Genomic DNA, 15,395 nt, shown 5'->3' with positions numbered 1-15,395 from the left:
CCTACTCCTTCGCCGCCAGTTTCACTTCTCGATTACCGCGATCCACCGGCCGTACCTGCTCGCCCTCGTGCAGCACATGGACACCGGCTGCCACCACCCAATCCGTAGCTTTGAGGCCTTCGAGAACGGGCACGCTGTCCTGACCGTAGGCAGCGATTCGCACCGGAACGCGCTTGAGTGTGTTATCGGCATCGACCCGCCACACGTAGTTGACGCCGTTCTCGGCAGTCAGCGCTGACAACGGTACCGACAGGGCGACAGTGTGTTCGGTCTGGATAAATACGCGGGCGCTCTGTCCCAACTCGGCGGGCACTTTGCCCTCGGCAAAAGCGATGCGGGTGGCGAAGGTACGGGAACGTGGATCGGCAGAAGGCGACAACTCACGGATGCGGCCAGGAAAACGTTGACCGGGTTGCGTCCACAACTCGACAGTGACTGCCTGACCGGTTTTGAAACGCCCGAAATTTTGCTCTGGCAGACTGATCAGGACTTCGCGTTCGCCGTCGGCCGCCAGGGTAAACATGGTCTGCCCCGCCGCCACGACTTGCCCGACTTCGACCAGACGCCGAGCGATCACACCGTCTTGTGGCGCGCGCAGCACCGCGTAGCCGGCCTGATTATCAGCGACATTGAATTCGGCCTTGATCTGCTTGAGCCGAGCCTCACCGGCGCGAAACAGGTTCTCGGCATTGTCGAACTGAGACCGACTGACCAGTTGCCGATCCATCAACGTTTTGTAGCGATCACGCTCAGAGCGGACCAATTGCAAATTGGCTTCAGCGGCAGTCACCTGAGCGCGGGTCGCTTCCAGCTGCAGGCGCACATCCTGCGGGTCCAGCTCGGCCAGCGGCTGATTGGCCTTGACCCTCGCGCCCTCTTCTACCAGACGCCTGGTCACCTTGCCGGCGATACGAAACGCCAATTCCGGCTCGAACCGGGCGCGGACTTCACCGGGATAGCTGTCCATCGACTGCGCTGAAGGCTGCGGCTGAACGACCATGGCCGGGCGCACGGTGGGCAGAACAGGTTCTTCATGACCACAGGCAGCCAGTAAAAACACCAGGCTGATCGGCAGGGTAAAGGACAAGGCATCGCGAAACATGGTGATGGACCTTTGGCAAAGGATGCTTTAATTATTGTACTCAAGCGTATAGTAAGAAATACCAAACTCACCAGTCCACTATTAAAACGACGATGCCTGACAATTCATTACTCCGTCCCCCATTAAGCGCTTCGGGCCCCGGCCGCCCAAAGGACTTGGCAAAGCGCCAAGCCATTCTTAACGCCGCGAAAAACCTGTTCGTGCGCAACGGTTACGCCAGTACCAGTATGGATGCCGTGGCCGCAGAAGCCGGGGTTTCCAAGCTGACGGTTTACAACCATTTCACCGATAAAGAGACGTTATTTTCCGCTGCGGTGGTGGCGCGCTGTGAGGAGCAACTGCCCGAGCTGTTTTTCGAAATACCCCATGGCATGCCTGTAGAGGCACTGCTGTTGAAGATTGGTCGGGGCTTTTACGCGTTGATCAACAGTCCTGACTCGTTGGCGCTGCATCGATTGATGGTCGCACCGGGCAGCCAGGACCCTAAGCTATCGCAGATTTTTTTCGAGGCCGGCCCCCAGCGAATTCTGCTGGAGATGGAGCGCTTTCTGACCCAGATCGACAAAGCCGGGAGCCTGAGCATCGACAAACCAAACCTCGCTGCCGAGCACTTTCTGTGCCTGCTCAAGGGCGCATGCAATTTTCGCCTGCTGATCGGCTGCGGCGACCTGCCGGACGAGCACGACGCTGAAGCGCATGTTCAGGAAGTCGTGAGCTTGTTTATGCGGGCTTATCGGCCCTGACGATCATTTGTAGCCTTCAGCAGCTCCTGCGGACTACCGAAGGCAGCTAAGGCGATATCAGCCCTTCAGCGCCTTCTTCGGGTAGATGTCGTAGCGGCTGGACTTTCCATCCAGCGCATAACTCGGCTTTGGCCCGTCGATGCACGGCGCCTTGCGTGGGCGTTTGACCACGACCCGGTGAGTGGCGAGCGCCAGTGCAGCTTCCAGCAGCGCTGGCGCATCCATGTCATCGCCCACCAACGGCCGGAACAGGCGCATTTCCTTTTTCACCAACGCGGTTTTTTCTCGATGAGGAAACATCGGGTCAAGGTAGATCACTTGCGGTGGTTCGCCCTCCCAGGCGCGGATCAAGTCGATGGAGTTGCCGGTCAACAGACGCATCTGGGCGATGATCTGCCCCACTTCACGATCCCGCAGGCCACGGGCCAGGCCATCTTCAAGCAAGGCGGCGATGATCGGCTGACGCTCGATCAGGCTCACGTTGCACCCTAGGCTTGCCAGCACGAACGCGTCCTTGCCTAACCCCGCTGTCGCATCCAGCACTCGAGGGCGAACGCCGGGCTGGATGCCGACCGCTTTGGCGATCATTTGCCCACTGCCACCACCGAACAAGCGTCGATGAGCCACAGCCCCTTCGACAAAATCCACTCGCACCGGGCCCGAAGAGTCGGCGCCTAGTTGCTGTAGCTGCAAACCATCGTCCGTCACTTGCAGGGCGAATTCTGCTTCGACGTCCTCTAACGGCAGGCCGAGACGTTGTGCCCAGTCCAGCGCCTGCGCGTGTCCGTTGCTTGTCAGGGTTTCAACCCGGATGCGGCTGCCCGTGTGTTGCTCACTCATGTGCCCATACGCTCAACTAATTTGTTAATGATCGGCAACATTGGCCGATAACAGGAGTATCCGGCATTTTGCCAGAGCCGGACGGTCAACTGAGCGCTATGTCTGATATTCAACCCTCACCGATAGGCTATTTGTCGCACGCAGGCGACTACAGCCTCCGCAATTCCCGAGCCTTGGGCGGCGTTACCCAGCTCTGGCAGGATGCGTTTGCCCGTGCGATGGCCGAGCAAATCGGCGATAACACCGAGGTTTCGACTGAGTTCAGCACCCTTGCAGCAAACGCCAGCGGCGAACCGCTGAGTGGCACTGACACCCTTGGGCAGATCGTCGATCAGCGCGACTGCGCGGTTGCCGACGTACAGCGTACCCCCCCAGAACATCTGCACCTGCCCATTGCCGAGTTTGAACTCGACCTGCTGGACAAGCCGGCCGAACCGTTCACTGTCGCAGACATGATCGCGCAGCAGCGGCAGCTGAATTTCGAAAGTGGCTGGGTCCGCCCACTGGTGCTCAACCCTCCTCAGGCGGATACACACCCTGGCCTCGGCCCCCAACCGCGTCCGTTGCACTTGCCCATCGCCGAACTCGAATGGGACCTGGCAGACAAGCCCGCCCTGCCCCTCGAGCCAGAGACCATCACTGCTCAGCAACGTCATCTGGATTACGAGAACGGCTGGGCTCGGCCTATTATTCTGCAAAACCTGCGCATGGCTGCGTAACCACCGCGTCGAACACTACGCGCTGAACAGTGTATTCAATTGAGCGAACGGCAACGCCTGTTGGCCATAAGTGAAGGTGCCTTGCTGACTGATTTCTTGAGCCGCGCGATAAAAGCCGCCCAAGGCAGCCCTTGCCAAAGATGAGCCCACGCTGATCCGCTTGACCCCGCAAGCGCTCAAATCAGCAACCGAGAGCGTCACACCGCTCAGCCCCATTATTACGTTAACCGGCCTTGGCGCTACGGCGCGTACTACAGCGATGACTTCGTCGCGCGTACGCAGCCCCGGCGCGAATAGTACGTCCGCACCCGCCTCGGCGTAGGCTTCAATACGGCGTAAGGTATCCGCGAAGTTCAGACGGCCGTGCAGCAGGTTCTCGGCACGGGCGGTTAGCATGAAGGGGAAAGGTAAGCTGCGCGCTGCGGCAACGGCAGCTTTGACCCGTTCCACTGACAATTCGAAGGCGTAGATCGGGTTGTCGGCATGACCACTGGCATCTTCAATCGAGCCGCCAACGATACCTAATGCAGCGGCTTTCAGAATCGTATCAGCGCAGCCTTCGGGGCTGTCAGAGAAGCAGTTTTCCAAGTCCGCGGCCACTGGCAATGCCGTGGCGTTGACGATTGCGGCGACATTATCCATGGTCTCCTGCCGGCTGACCGCACCTTCTGCGTCGGCACGCCCCAGTGTGAATGCAAGACCCGCACTGGTCGTGGCTAACGCCTCGAAACCCAGCGAAGCGAGCAACTTGGCCGAGCCAGCATCCCAGGGATTGGGGATGACAAAAGCCCCCTCTCGTTCATGCAAGGACTTGAAACGTTGGGCGCGAAGTAACTGCGAATCCATTTGCACACTCCTTGGAGACTGACGGTTTATAGTCGAAACTGTCGACCTTACAGCAAGCCAAGTTGCTGCGCGACGGGCTCTCTTTGCAACGTCGCCAGTGGCGGTAATCCCGGCAGACGAGCCATCAATTGCTGGTGAAAACGCCGAGCAAGGTCTGGCGCCTGGAGGTTGTCGGGGGTGTGCAGGAACACATATGGCGTGCGCCCTTCTTCAATCCAGCCCGCTACTTTCTCCACCCACGGCACAAGAAACGGGTCGTTGGCCTGGAGCAATGGATGGCCGATAAAGCGCACCTGAGGGAATTGTGTCAGGGCAGCAGGGCGTGGAGGGACTTTGGGCTTTTTCGATTGCGCATGCAGCACGGCGGGATCGGTCGATACACAGCTGAATAGCGCACGGGGATCGAGGCAAATACGCTCCACACCCCGGTCCAGCAGTAATCGATTGAGCATCCGCTCTTCATCGCCCTTGGCAAAAAATGCCAAGTGACGGACCTCGACCGCGAGCGGTCGCTCAATAGCATCGATAAAGCTGACCAACTCAGCCAGACGCGCTGGCCCGAAGCTGGCGGGCAACTGCAGCCACAGGGGCGCGACCCTTTGGCCCAGCGGTGCGAGCAGCTGGATGAAGTCCTCAGCGGCATGCAGCTGTTGACGCAGGTCGCCGCCGTGGCTGATGTCGCGATGAAATTTGGCGGTGAAGCGAAAGGTTTCAGGCAGGCTTTGCGCCCAGCGTTGAACAATGACCGGCGAGGGCCGCGCATAAAACGTGGTATTGCCTTCAACGGCGTTGAACACCTGCGCGTACAGAGCCAGAAAATCGTTGGGCCGGGCACTTTCGGGGTACAGCGACTCACGCCAGGCGTTTTCACTCCAGGACGGGCAACCGAGGTAATACGGAAGTGGGTGAGAATTCAAACGTGAAGATCGAGGCCCAACACTTCCAGATCCCAATCGACAAAGCTGGCCGTGGTGAGATAACTGGCCAGCGCATAGGCGACGCGATTGCTGACGGAACGGGGGAATATCATGTCTTGCTGGCGAGCCGGGACGTTGCTCGTGGCTGAAGCTTGTGCGCGGGACGACTTGGCAGGCACTTTGGACGGAACTTCGATCTCGCTGTCCACTTCTTCGAAGGAACCCTCAACCGTCGCAGTGCCTTTGCGAGGCTTGCGCTTTATGGGGTAGGAGCGTGATGAGGGTCCGTCTATGCGCATTGATGCGTACTCGGCTTTTGATAATGGCAATCTAGCTGCACGGACGATACTTGGCAAATATCCGAACGATTACTAGACCACATATTGCTCAAAAGGTTCTAAAACGCCGATAAAGTGTCGCATTTGCATCAGTTACAGGTGACATAGGAACTCAGAGTGGTCGAGCTTTGGGTGTCGCCACTTTGTCACGCAGGTAAATCGGTTGCGCGTCATCGGCCACAATAGCTTCACCGCGCTGCCAGGCGAAGGTGGCCAGCGTCAGCAAATCCTGCGCATGGGGCAGCATTCCAGCATCCTGCCCTGCCAGCTTGACCGCGATCCGATCAGCGTAGCCCCAGCCAGTCCCTGCGCCAAACCAGTCGCCCGTCGAATCGACAGGTAAACCGGCGTGTTCCGGCGGCAACACTGCTTCGGCACCGACCAGACGCATTTCACCCGCTGTTTCACGGTAGCAGCCCCAATACACTTCATCCATGCGCGCATCGATGGCGGCAGCGACCTGTCGGGCACCGTGTTCACGGAAAGCGCGTTGCGCCAGTACCGCCAGGTTCGACACCGGTAACACTGGGCGCTCCAGGGCGAAAGCCAACCCCTGAACGACACCAATCGCGATCCGCACACCGGTAAACGCGCCGGGACCACGGCCGAAGGCAATGGCGTCGATGGCGGACAGGGCAATTCCCGCCTCGGCCAGCAGATCCTTGATCATCGGCAACAGGCGCTGGGCGTGCAGGCGCGGAATCACCTCGTAGTGACTCCACACCTTGCCATCGTGCAGCAAGGCGACAGAGCAGGCTTCAGTGGCGGTATCCAGGGCCAGCAAGGTGGTCATCGGTGTTTCCGTCATGATCAAAAAAGTGCAACAGTATAAACAACTACGGCCCGCAAGCGGGCCGTAGTTCATTCCCAAAAGCGCTATCAGCTCAAAGCAGCCAGCACCTTGGCGGTAATGCCTTCAACTGAACCAACGCCCTCGATATGGCTGCACTTGGGCTTGCCATTCGCAGCGCTGAGCTTCTGGTAGAAGGCCACCAGCGGTTTGGTTTGAGCGTGGTAGACCTCCAGACGATGACGCACGGTCGCTTCGACGTCGTCCTTGCGCTGAATCAGAGGTTCGCCGGTAACGTCGTCCATGCCTTCAACCTTTGGCGGGTTGTAGATCAGGTGATAAACGCGCCCGGAGCCTTCGTGAACACGACGACCGGAAATACGCTTGACGATTTCTTCGTCATCGACTGCGATTTCGACCACGTTGTCGATCTCCACGCCAGCTTCTACCAAGGCTTCTGCCTGGGGAATGGTGCGTGGAAAGCCATCAAACAGGACGCCATTGACGCAGTCAGGCTGAGCAATACGGTCCTTGATCAGGCCGATGATCAGGTCATCGGAGACCAGACCGCCGCTGTCCATGACGCTCTTGGCTTTCAAGCCTAATTCGGTACCGGCCTTGACTGCCGCGCGCAGCATGTCGCCAGTGGAAATTTGCGGGATACCAAATTTTTCGGTGATGAATTGTGCCTGAGTACCTTTACCGGCCCCGGGAGCTCCCAGCAGAATCACGCGCATCGATGTGCTCCTCAATTTTTATATGGATATTGTCAGACTCGCCTCATGGGGCCAATCTCAAAAAAGGGATTCAGCCGAAGATTGGCTAAAGGCTGATCAAGATACACAGCAGACTATCCCCACACAAGCTACCAAAAGTCGCAGCAACTCGTGGCGTACCGGCACCCAAAAGTACCCCCGCCAAAAGTTGCGACGGGGTGCAACCTTATAAGGATGCGTCGCCAAAGGTCACTATCTTGCCACTTTATGACAGGCGCCGCCCACCCCGGGTAGCGCCCGACACCCTCAACCTGTGTTGCGCAATCCGGCAGCGATGCCCGCCACAGACACCAGTAACGCCTGTTCCAAAGGACTGTCCAAAGTCGCCTCTCGCTTGCGCGAGCGGGCCAGAAGCTCGGCCTGAAGCAAATGCAGCGGGTCCAGATACGTGTTGCGCAGACTAATGAACTCCAGCGTTTCAGGGCTATGTGCAAGTAGGCGAGATTGGCCCGTGAGTCCCAGGACCGTGGTGCACGCCTGCGACAATAGGTCGCGCAAGTGCGCGCCTAAATGTTGCAGACGGGCCTCCACCAACCGTTCGTCATACATTCGGGCAATATCGCTGTCGGCTTTGGCCAGGACCATCTCCAACATATCGATTCGGGTACGAAAAAAAGGCCACTGCTCACGCATCTGAGCCAACAGGTCGCTCTCGCCACGCTCCAGCGCCTTACTCAGCGCCGCTTCCCAGCCGAGCCAGGCGGGCAGCATCAGGCGGGTCTGGGTCCAGGCGAAGATCCATGGGATCGCACGCAGACTCTCCACCCCACCTTCGCGGCGCTTGGCCGGGCGACTGCCCAACGGCAAGCGGCCTAATTCCTGCTCAGGGGTTGCCTGGCGGAAATACTCAACGAACTCAGGGTTCTCGCGCACCACCGCGCGGTATGCGCTGACGCCGTCAGCCGACAAGTGATCCATCATCTGCCGCCACGCAGGCTCTGGCATGGGCGGTGGCTGCAAGGTCGCTTCGAGCACCGCCGCCAGGTACAGGTTGAGGTTTTGCTCGGCAATGTCCGGCAAGCCGAACTTGAAGCGAATCATCTCGCCCTGCTCAGTGGTGCGGAAACGCCCGGCCACCGACCCCGGCGGTTGCGACAGAATCGCCGCATGCGCAGGACCACCCCCACGCCCGACGGTACCGCCGCGACCATGGAACAAGAGCAATTCGACCTGTTGCTCGCGGCAGATCTCCACCAGGTTTTCCTGCGCCCGGTATTGCGCCCAGGCAGCCGCCGTAGTGCCGGCATCCTTGGCCGAGTCGGAATACCCGATCATCACTTCCTGCGGGCCATGCAGGCGCGAGCGATAGCCCGGCAGGCTGAGCAGGTGCTGGATCGCCGGACCCGCGTTATCCAGGTCGGCCAGGGTTTCGAACAACGGCGCCACACGCATCGGCCGTTGCAGCCCGGCCTCTTTGAGCAGCAGTTGGACCGCCAACACATCGGAGGCCGAGCCCGCCATCGAGATCACGTAGGAGCCCAATGAGGCTGCCGGTGCCGCCGCCACTTCCCGGCACGTGGCTAGGACCTCGGCGGTATCGGCAGCCGGTTTGAAGTGACTCGGCAACAGCGGCCGCCGGTTGTTCAGTTCGCGCAGGAGGAAGGCGATGCGGGTTTCTTCATCCCATTCCTCGTAACGACCGAGGCCCAGATAGTCGGTGATTTCAGTCATTGCCGCGCTGTGGCGACTGGCGTCCTGGCGCACATCCAGACGCACCAGAAACAGACCGAACGTGACGGCGCGCCGCAGGCAGTCCAGTAATGGACCGTCGGCAATCACGCCCATGCCGCACGCGTGCAGCGACTGAAAACACAGTTGCAGCGGCTCTAGCAGATCACGGTTGTTCTGCAGAATGTTATCGGGCGCCGGCTGCGTGACGGCCAGGGAAGATTGCGCCCAGTTACGGGTCGCTCGCAGGCGATCACGCAGTTGCTTGAGCACGGTTCGGTAGGGTTCGGCGCTATCACCCGCCGCCGCGCGTAACTCGGCGCTGGCCTGCTGCATAGAGAGTTCAGAGGCCAGTTGTTCGATGTCACGCAGGTAAAGGTCCGCAGCCATCCAGCGCGCCAGCAGCAAGACTTCGCGGGTGACCGCTGCGGTGACATTCGGGTTGCCGTCGCGATCACCGCCCATCCACGAGGCAAAACGGATCGGTGCGGCCTCCAGCGGCAAGTGCAGCCCGGTCGCGGCATGCAAAGCACGATCTGCCTTGCGCAAGTAATGGGGGATGGCATGCCACAGCGAGCGCTCAATCACCGCAAAGCCCCACTTCGCCTCATCGATGGGGGTCGGGCGTGTGCGGCGAATTTCTTCGGTGTACCAGCCTTCGGCGATCAATCGCTGCAAGCGCACTGTGATTTGTTCGCGCTCGGCGGCATTCAGGTCGCGATGATCAAGCGCCGCCAGCTGCTCGGCGATGGCGTCGTACTTTTGAATCAGCGTCCGTCGTGCGACTTCGGTCGGGTGAGCGGTCAACACCAGCTCGATTTCCAGCTTGCCCAACTGTCGAGCCAAGGCCTCGGGGCTATGCCCGGCTTTTTTCAGACGCTCAAGCAATTCAGGCAGTACGCGGGATTCAAAGGGCTGAGGCTGGGAATCATCGCGCCTGTGGATAAGTTGATATTGCTCGGCAATATTGGCCAGGTTCAAAAACTGGTTGAACGCCCTTGCCACCGGCAAAAGTTCATCCTCACTCAGCTCGTCCAGGCTTGAACTCAGCTGCTCGGTGCCCGCCGCCGAATCACGGCGCCCGGCTTTGGCCGCCTTGCGGATACGCTCGATCTTGTCGAGAAATTCAGCCCCGTGTTGCTCACGAATGGTGTTGCCCAACAGCTCACCCAACAGGTGAACGTCCTCACGCAAACGTACATCGATATCAGCCATAAGCCCTTCTCTCCAGCGTTTCTGGACCGGTACTGCTCAGTCGTGACAGAAATCAGACTGAACAAGCGCGCAAAAATCTGATCTAGCAAGAGTGCACAGAGCAGCAAGCTCTGACAAGCGCGCAACCGTATGCTGTTGTTCTGTGGCTAACATTCTACGCAGATAGAGCTAATCTCAAGAATGAGCCACACAACGGCTTACTGCCCCGATTGCACCCGCCACAAGTGGGTTAATAACCCTGAGGTCCATATGAAAATCCGTGAACTCGCACAACACTGGGAACAGAATGCAAAGGGACGCCTGACCAATACCGGCTATGCGATTCATTTGGACGTCGAATCAGCCGCTCGCTTGGCTGCTATTTCCGAGATGTACCCCAAACGCCTTCCCGAAGAGTTGCTCGGCGAACTGATTGGTGCTGCACTCGAAGAGCTCGAAACCAGCTTCCCCTACGTGAAAGGCAACCATGTCGTGGCCACCGATGAAGAGGGTGATCCACTCTACGAAGACATTGGTCCTACCCCGCGCTTTCTCGCGCTGTCGCGACGTTATCTGCATGATCTGACCGAACAGGCCGACACGCAAAATCACTGATCGAAACATAGCTCCCATCCCTTCCTGACCCTCACATACCGGCTGCCTTTTGCGGCCGGCGTGCCTGCGCGCGCCCCCATGAGTCTCACGCTAGAGCCTCCGCAGAATGGATCCAAAAACATCATCCATTTAAAAACCTGACTGAACTATTCAAAAAACGAATAGGTCACAGCCAATAGCCATCACAGGAAAAGCCCTGGTAGCAGTTGGCATGGACACTGTTATTGCACACGCGTCAGGCACATGACTGTCATGGAAAATCAAGCGTTCTCAGGAGTTACCCAATGGAGTTGAACACCATGAAGATCAGCACTGCCTACACCTCGTTTAGCAACCTGCGCGGGTTGAAACTTGCTGCGCTGGCCCTCGGCAGCAGCTTGGTACTGGCCGGTTGTGCTGGCAATCCACCGACCGAGCAGTACGCCGTGACTCAATCGGCCGTGAACAGCGCCGTAAGTGCTGGCGGACCCGAGTTTGCCGCCGTGGAAATGAAATCGGCGCAGGACAAGCTCAAGCAAGCAGAAATGGCCATGCACGACAAAAAATACGACGAAGCCAAACGTTTGGCCGAACAGGCTGAATGGGACGCCCGCGTAGCTGAACGCAAGGCTCAAGCGGCTAAAGCCGAGAGAGCGGTCAAGGATGCCCATCAAGGCGTTGATGAATTACGAGAGGAAGGCATGCGTACCTCGCAATAAGCGCGGCCTCGCCCACTCCCTCGTGCATTCGTAATCACGTGCTTCGCAATTGATTTAAAGGACGAAAAAAATGACGCATAAACAACTGATGATCCCTGCCCTTCTGGCGCTCAGCGTTGGCCTGGCAGCCTGCTCTTCACAGCCAAACGTGAATCTTGAGCAAGCACGGACCAACTTCTCGGCCCTGCAAGCCAACCCGCAAGCCAGCAAAGTGGCTGCGCTGGAAACCAAGGACGCCAGCGATTGGCTGGATAAGGCTGACAAGGCCTACCAGAGCAAAGAAGACCAGAAGAGGGTCGATCAACTGGCTTACCTGACCAATCAGCGGGTCGAAGTCGCCAAGCAAACCATTAACCTGCGCACCGCCGAAGGCGATCTGAAAAACGCTGCCGGACAACGTGCCCAAGCGCGTCTGGATGCGCGCGATGCCCAGATCAAGCAACTGCAAGCCAGCCTGAACGCGAAGCAAACCGAGCGCGGGACCGTGGTGACATTCGGCGATGTGCTGTTCGACTTCAACAAGGCTGATTTGAAATCCAGCGGTCTGGTCGACATCAACAAGCTTGTCCAATTCCTTCAGGAAAATCCGGACCGCAAAGTGATTGTCGAAGGCTACACCGACAGCAGCGGTTCGGCGGCGTATAACCAGTCTTTGTCCGAGCGCCGTGCCAATTCGGTAAGAATGGCTCTGGTGAAAATGGGTGTCAGCCCTGAGCGCATCGTGGCCCAGGGTTATGGCAAGGAATACCCGGTTGCCGATAACACCAGCAACTCGGGTCGCGCACAGAACCGGCGTGTGGAAGTCACCATTTCCAACGATAACCAGCCTGTAGCTCCGCGTTCTTCGATGCATTAATCGACTGACGTAACCTAAAAAGCCCTGCCTGCGTTCATTCCGCAGGCGGGGCTTTTTAGTGCCTTACCCGATTCAGCGGTAAAGCTCGATCTGTACGTGTCGGTCGGGCGACGGCGTTATGGCTGCAACTGCTGCGGTGTTTCTTCGCCAGCGCAGCGCACAGCTTGTTTCTTACTGTTGATCAGCACGCCGCTTAGGCCTTTCTGCTCGGTGTTGAACAGCACCAGAACGCCGTCAATGCACTGCGCCACTTCGGCAGCAGGCTCCAGAGCAATTTTGTAATCCTCCCCGGGGATGGTCTTGAGCATGGTGAACTCGCTGAGCAACAGCGCGTCCTCAGGCTTGGCGAAATGCAGGTAGCCGTAGTACCAGAGGACACCGACAGTGCCCAGAATGGTGCAGATACCGGTGATGACCATGGGAATTGCGTTACGTTCTTCGCTCATTGCGGACTCTCTGAATGTTCAATTTCTGAATTCTGTTGTGCACGCAGCGCACCCGAGTGGCTGGGGTAATTCGGAACTTCGGCTAGACGCCGCAGGCCATTGAAGTGCTGCGGATCCTCTAGGTAGCGCACCATCACCTGACGCCACGTAGGGTCAGAGAATGTCTGCACATGCCCGCCACGCGTCAACTGCAGGACTCGTGGAGGGGGCGCAGCTTGATACAGACTGATGCCGTTGGAAAGGGGCACCATCGAATCATCCAGGCTCTGGAAAATCAGCAGCGGCGTTCCGCTCAGCAGTGGCAGGCCCCTGATCGCGCTGTCTGCGTCAGGAATCAGCCACGACAGCGGTGTTTGCAACGGCCAGGTCAACCATGAGGTGCTGAGGGTATACCGGGCAACATCGCGGTAGCTGGCCGGTGTTCCGTCAAGTATCAGCGCCTTGACCCGAGCGCGCTGTTGCGGATGTTCAGCCAGATAGTGCACCGCTATCGCACCACCGAGACTTTGCCCGAGCACCACCAGAGGCTTGCCTTGCACCTCGGGCGCGCGGTTCAACCAGGAAAACGCGGCGTCGACATCCTGATAGATCCCCTGCAGGCTCGGCTCGCCTTGCGACATGCCGTAACCGCGGTAGTCCAGCAGCAGCACCTGATAGCCCTCCTCCGGCAGCCACCAACTGCCACCCAGGTGCCAGGCCAGATTGCCGCCATTGCCATGCAAGTGCAGCACCGTGCCCTTGACCGGAACCCCGGCCTTGGCCGGCAGCCACCAGCCATGCAACCGGGTACCGTCAGCCGCCGTCAGGGTCACGTCGCGATAGGCCAGGTGGGCTCTATCAGGAGTAAACGGCTGGCCCGGCTCAGGGTAGAACAGTAAGGAACTGCAGCCGGTGAGGGTCAGGAGCAATGTGAGGATGCCCAATAACTTCACGCTTCAATTCCCTTTTGATGTGGTTGACTTGCTCGCCATGAGGCCTACAGGATGTTCGAGTAGTCAGCCTCAATCCGGTCCAGGCTCAAATGGTTGAGGAAGTTGGAGAAGCACATCCATGCGGACAAGGCGTTCATGTCCCGGAACTGTTCAGGCAGGTATTTCGGCGGCGTCACCAACCCTTCATCGACCAACTGGCGCAAGGCGCGCATGTCTTCCAGGGTGGTTTTGCCACAGAATAACAACGGTATCTGCTCAAGCTTGCCTTTGCGCACGGCCAACTGAATGTAGTTGTAAACCATGATGAAGCCCTTGAGGTAGGACAAGTCTTTCGTAAATGGCAGACCATCGGGCACCGAACCACGGAATACGCGACTAGCGTTGCCGTAGCTTTCGGACATGCCAAAGCCTTGCTCACGATAGAACTCGAAAACCTGCAAGAAATCAGCGCCCTCCTCGGCCATGTGGATGGCGCGAGTGCGGTTAGTCAGCTTACGCAAGCGGCTTGGGTATGAGGCGAAAGCAATCACTTCCATCAGAATCGCCAGGCCTTCCTGGGTCACCGTGGACGACGGCGGCCCCTTGGACAGGAACGTGCAGATCGGCTGATTCTGGCCATTGAGGGTCGTGCCGACATGCACCAGCCCTTCGTGCACTTCCAGCGCCCGCACGTCTCGCTCGTTAAACATCGCATCGGAGCGGATCTTGATGTAATCGGCACCGGCCGCCGCGTCGGCGACGATGCCATCGGATTCGAACACACGAATGGTCTCCTCCGCTTCACCAAACACCTTGTTCAAACGGGTTTGCAGCATACTCACCGCATCTTTGGCGGTGAGCGTTTTCGGCTCGTCCTTAAGGTCCCCGCGCCCGGCGATATTATTCAGGTAATCGGAGAGCATCAGGCCCAGATCCGCGAGCGTCGGGTCGCCCGCATGGAAGGCATCCGACGCAGCGCCATAAAGCTCTTGGGAAATCAGGCCGAAATCCGCTGTGCCACGCGCTTCAAGCATACGGATGACCATCCGGTACTCCTTGCACATGCGCCGCATGATCTGCCCGACCGGGTTGAACTGACCCAACTGGCGGGTGATGTCACGCTCGATGTTCTGGAATTCCAGCTTCACCGCGTTGGAGTCGAACGCCAGTGGCCGGTTGTCATAATAAGCGCGATCCACGGCGGGCATTTTCTTGCCCTTGGCCTCGAGAAAACCTTTGCGAATACTGTCGTCCCACTTCACCGCGTCAAGGACACGAATCGGTGTCTGAGCCACGACAATGCGGTCTGACAAGGCACGAATAATCTGCTGGTAATCGTCCACCCTGAACTCCTTGTTTGGTTAGGCGTGTCGCCCTACTTGGGCAAGCGCTGATACCGCGCCACTTCGAGAAAAACATCGGAGTTGGCCGGATCGTCGAGATAGGCAAATACCTGATCGAGAGGGCTGGTGATCAGCACGCCATCGCCCTTCTCGGTTTCCAGCGTTTCGCCAGCCAGGGTTTTCTGTTCGATCAGCTGATTGACCCGATCGACATCGAGGTTGTAGACCACCAGTTCATGGTTTTCGGTCAACTCGAAACCTGCAATGACGAAATTAGCACCGTATTTCTGCGGCAAACCCGCCGACAGGTACCAGCGACTGCCATGCCGAGACACGGTGAATGCGTATTCATCGCGGTGTTTGCGATCACCCGTGCGGTAGCTGACGGCCTGGTACTGATGGACGCCCGTGCGCGTGACTTCAAGTTCGAGCGCTTCACCCCAGGCGTTTTTGCTGGCCCATTTGCCAAGCATGGCTTTGGGTGCCGCATCGTTGGCGGGTATCGGGTCCTTGAAGGTCACCAGGCAGCCGCTCAATAACACGAACGACAAGGCAATGGCCACGCGCCAAGCTTTCATCGGGTTTTCCTGAAC

The 15,395-nt window shown here is 58.5% G+C and carries 17 protein-coding genes; 5 read left to right on the top strand and 12 right to left on the bottom strand.

Annotated elements, in window-relative coordinates:
• Position 1: 1 nt before the first annotated feature.
• Positions 2-1,102 carry an efflux RND transporter periplasmic adaptor subunit gene (locus tag RHM55_RS21350; RefSeq protein WP_322178201.1) on the bottom strand — a complete coding sequence of 367 codons (1,101 nt, stop codon included), beginning with the start codon at positions 1,100-1,102 and terminating at the stop codon, positions 2-4.
• 92 nt (positions 1,103-1,194) lie between these two features.
• On the opposite strand from RHM55_RS21350, the gene RHM55_RS21345 reads away from it, so the two are divergent.
• Positions 1,195-1,845, top strand: coding sequence for a TetR/AcrR family transcriptional regulator (locus RHM55_RS21345; RefSeq protein WP_322178200.1), 651 nt, complete (start codon positions 1,195-1,197; stop codon positions 1,843-1,845).
• A gap of 57 nt (positions 1,846-1,902) precedes the next feature.
• Here RHM55_RS21345 and RHM55_RS21340 read toward each other — a convergent pair whose 3' ends face one another.
• Complete coding sequence (locus tag RHM55_RS21340) at positions 1,903-2,685, bottom strand: class I SAM-dependent methyltransferase (protein ID WP_322178199.1); 783 nt, start codon at positions 2,683-2,685, stop codon at positions 1,903-1,905.
• A 98-nt stretch (positions 2,686-2,783) separates the two neighbouring features.
• On the opposite strand from RHM55_RS21340, the gene RHM55_RS21335 reads away from it, so the two are divergent.
• Positions 2,784-3,404, top strand: coding sequence for an energy transducer TonB (locus RHM55_RS21335; RefSeq protein ID WP_322178198.1), 621 nt, complete (start codon positions 2,784-2,786; stop codon positions 3,402-3,404).
• A gap of 15 nt (positions 3,405-3,419) precedes the next feature.
• Here RHM55_RS21335 and RHM55_RS21330 read toward each other — a convergent pair whose 3' ends face one another.
• The 6 genes from RHM55_RS21330 to ppc form a co-directional block, all read right to left on the bottom strand.
• Positions 3,420-4,250, bottom strand: a complete 831-nt coding sequence (locus RHM55_RS21330; RefSeq protein WP_322178197.1) for an isocitrate lyase/phosphoenolpyruvate mutase family protein — start codon at positions 4,248-4,250, stop codon at positions 3,420-3,422.
• Between the two features lie 47 nt (positions 4,251-4,297).
• Entirely contained in the window at positions 4,298-5,167 is an 870-nt protein-coding gene (locus tag RHM55_RS21325) for a DUF72 domain-containing protein (protein WP_322178196.1), read from the bottom strand.
• Positions 5,164-5,466 carry a hypothetical protein gene (locus RHM55_RS21320; protein ID WP_219061199.1) on the bottom strand — a complete coding sequence of 101 codons (303 nt, stop codon included), beginning with the start codon at positions 5,464-5,466 and terminating at the stop codon, positions 5,164-5,166. The genes RHM55_RS21325 and RHM55_RS21320 overlap by 4 nt, the downstream gene beginning before the upstream one ends.
• A gap of 151 nt (positions 5,467-5,617) precedes the next feature.
• Entirely contained in the window at positions 5,618-6,298 is a 681-nt protein-coding gene (tsaB, locus tag RHM55_RS21315; RefSeq protein WP_322178195.1) for a tRNA (adenosine(37)-N6)-threonylcarbamoyltransferase complex dimerization subunit type 1 TsaB, read from the bottom strand.
• A gap of 86 nt (positions 6,299-6,384) precedes the next feature.
• Complete coding sequence (gene adk / locus RHM55_RS21310) at positions 6,385-7,032, bottom strand: adenylate kinase (RefSeq protein ID WP_322178194.1); 648 nt, start codon at positions 7,030-7,032, stop codon at positions 6,385-6,387.
• A 285-nt stretch (positions 7,033-7,317) separates the two neighbouring features.
• Positions 7,318-9,954: a phosphoenolpyruvate carboxylase gene (gene ppc, locus RHM55_RS21305; protein ID WP_322178193.1), complete on the bottom strand. Its 2,637-nt coding sequence runs from the start codon at positions 9,952-9,954 to the stop codon at positions 7,318-7,320.
• 249 nt (positions 9,955-10,203) lie between these two features.
• Here ppc and RHM55_RS21300 point away from each other — a divergent pair, with 249 nt between their 5' ends.
• The 3 genes from RHM55_RS21300 to RHM55_RS21290 all read left to right on the top strand — a co-directional run bounded on the left by RHM55_RS21300 (position 10,204) and on the right by RHM55_RS21290 (position 12,102).
• Positions 10,204-10,548: a pilin assembly protein gene (locus tag RHM55_RS21300; RefSeq protein ID WP_322178192.1), complete on the top strand. Its 345-nt coding sequence runs from the start codon at positions 10,204-10,206 to the stop codon at positions 10,546-10,548.
• A gap of 299 nt (positions 10,549-10,847) precedes the next feature.
• Positions 10,848-11,246 (top strand): DUF4398 domain-containing protein, encoded by a 399-nt coding sequence (locus RHM55_RS21295; protein WP_322178191.1) that lies wholly within the window; start codon positions 10,848-10,850, stop codon positions 11,244-11,246.
• A 70-nt stretch (positions 11,247-11,316) separates the two neighbouring features.
• Positions 11,317-12,102 (top strand): OmpA family protein, encoded by a 786-nt coding sequence (locus RHM55_RS21290; RefSeq protein WP_322178190.1) that lies wholly within the window; start codon positions 11,317-11,319, stop codon positions 12,100-12,102.
• A 116-nt stretch (positions 12,103-12,218) separates the two neighbouring features.
• On the opposite strand, the gene RHM55_RS21285 is transcribed toward RHM55_RS21290, so the two are convergent.
• The 4 genes from RHM55_RS21285 to RHM55_RS21270 are packed head-to-tail and all read right to left on the bottom strand — an operon-like array spanning position 12,219 to position 15,380.
• Entirely contained in the window at positions 12,219-12,548 is a 330-nt protein-coding gene (locus RHM55_RS21285) for a hypothetical protein (RefSeq protein WP_322178189.1), read from the bottom strand.
• Positions 12,545-13,480: an alpha/beta hydrolase gene (locus RHM55_RS21280; RefSeq protein ID WP_322178188.1), complete on the bottom strand. Its 936-nt coding sequence runs from the start codon at positions 13,478-13,480 to the stop codon at positions 12,545-12,547. The genes RHM55_RS21285 and RHM55_RS21280 overlap by 4 nt, the downstream gene beginning before the upstream one ends.
• Before the next feature lie 44 nt (positions 13,481-13,524).
• Positions 13,525-14,802: a flavohemoglobin expression-modulating QEGLA motif protein gene (locus RHM55_RS21275; RefSeq protein ID WP_322178187.1), complete on the bottom strand. Its 1,278-nt coding sequence runs from the start codon at positions 14,800-14,802 to the stop codon at positions 13,525-13,527.
• Between the two features lie 32 nt (positions 14,803-14,834).
• Positions 14,835-15,380, bottom strand: a complete 546-nt coding sequence (locus tag RHM55_RS21270; RefSeq protein ID WP_322178186.1) for a hypothetical protein — start codon at positions 15,378-15,380, stop codon at positions 14,835-14,837.
• Between the last annotated feature and the right edge of the window lie 15 nt (positions 15,381-15,395).

The organism is Pseudomonas sp. MH9.2, assembly GCF_034353875.1.
Lineage (GTDB): Bacteria > Pseudomonadota > Gammaproteobacteria > Pseudomonadales > Pseudomonadaceae > Aquipseudomonas.
Note: the sequence above shows the minus strand (reverse complement) of the source record. Positions and strands in the feature narration are given on the sequence as shown.

Coding starts and splice junctions, on each gene's coding strand:
- RHM55_RS21330 (WP_322178197.1), bottom strand. CDS start 4,250: ATGGATTCGCAGTTACTTCGCGCCCAACGTTTCAAGTCCTTGCATGAA.
- RHM55_RS21335 (WP_322178198.1), top strand. CDS start 2,784: ATGTCTGATATTCAACCCTCACCGATAGGCTATTTGTCGCACGCAGGC.
- RHM55_RS21285 (WP_322178189.1), bottom strand. CDS start 12,548: ATGAGCGAAGAACGTAACGCAATTCCCATGGTCATCACCGGTATCTGC.
- RHM55_RS21345 (WP_322178200.1), top strand. CDS start 1,195: ATGCCTGACAATTCATTACTCCGTCCCCCATTAAGCGCTTCGGGCCCC.
- tsaB (WP_322178195.1), bottom strand. CDS start 6,298: ATGACCACCTTGCTGGCCCTGGATACCGCCACTGAAGCCTGCTCTGTC.
- RHM55_RS21295 (WP_322178191.1), top strand. CDS start 10,848: ATGAAGATCAGCACTGCCTACACCTCGTTTAGCAACCTGCGCGGGTTG.
- RHM55_RS21320 (WP_219061199.1), bottom strand. CDS start 5,466: ATGCGCATAGACGGACCCTCATCACGCTCCTACCCCATAAAGCGCAAG.
- RHM55_RS21290 (WP_322178190.1), top strand. CDS start 11,317: ATGACGCATAAACAACTGATGATCCCTGCCCTTCTGGCGCTCAGCGTT.
- adk (WP_322178194.1), bottom strand. CDS start 7,032: ATGCGCGTGATTCTGCTGGGAGCTCCCGGGGCCGGTAAAGGTACTCAG.
- RHM55_RS21300 (WP_322178192.1), top strand. CDS start 10,204: ATGAAAATCCGTGAACTCGCACAACACTGGGAACAGAATGCAAAGGGA.
- ppc (WP_322178193.1), bottom strand. CDS start 9,954: ATGGCTGATATCGATGTACGTTTGCGTGAGGACGTTCACCTGTTGGGT.
- RHM55_RS21340 (WP_322178199.1), bottom strand. CDS start 2,685: ATGAGTGAGCAACACACGGGCAGCCGCATCCGGGTTGAAACCCTGACA.
- RHM55_RS21350 (WP_322178201.1), bottom strand. CDS start 1,102: ATGTTTCGCGATGCCTTGTCCTTTACCCTGCCGATCAGCCTGGTGTTT.
- RHM55_RS21270 (WP_322178186.1), bottom strand. CDS start 15,380: ATGAAAGCTTGGCGCGTGGCCATTGCCTTGTCGTTCGTGTTATTGAGC.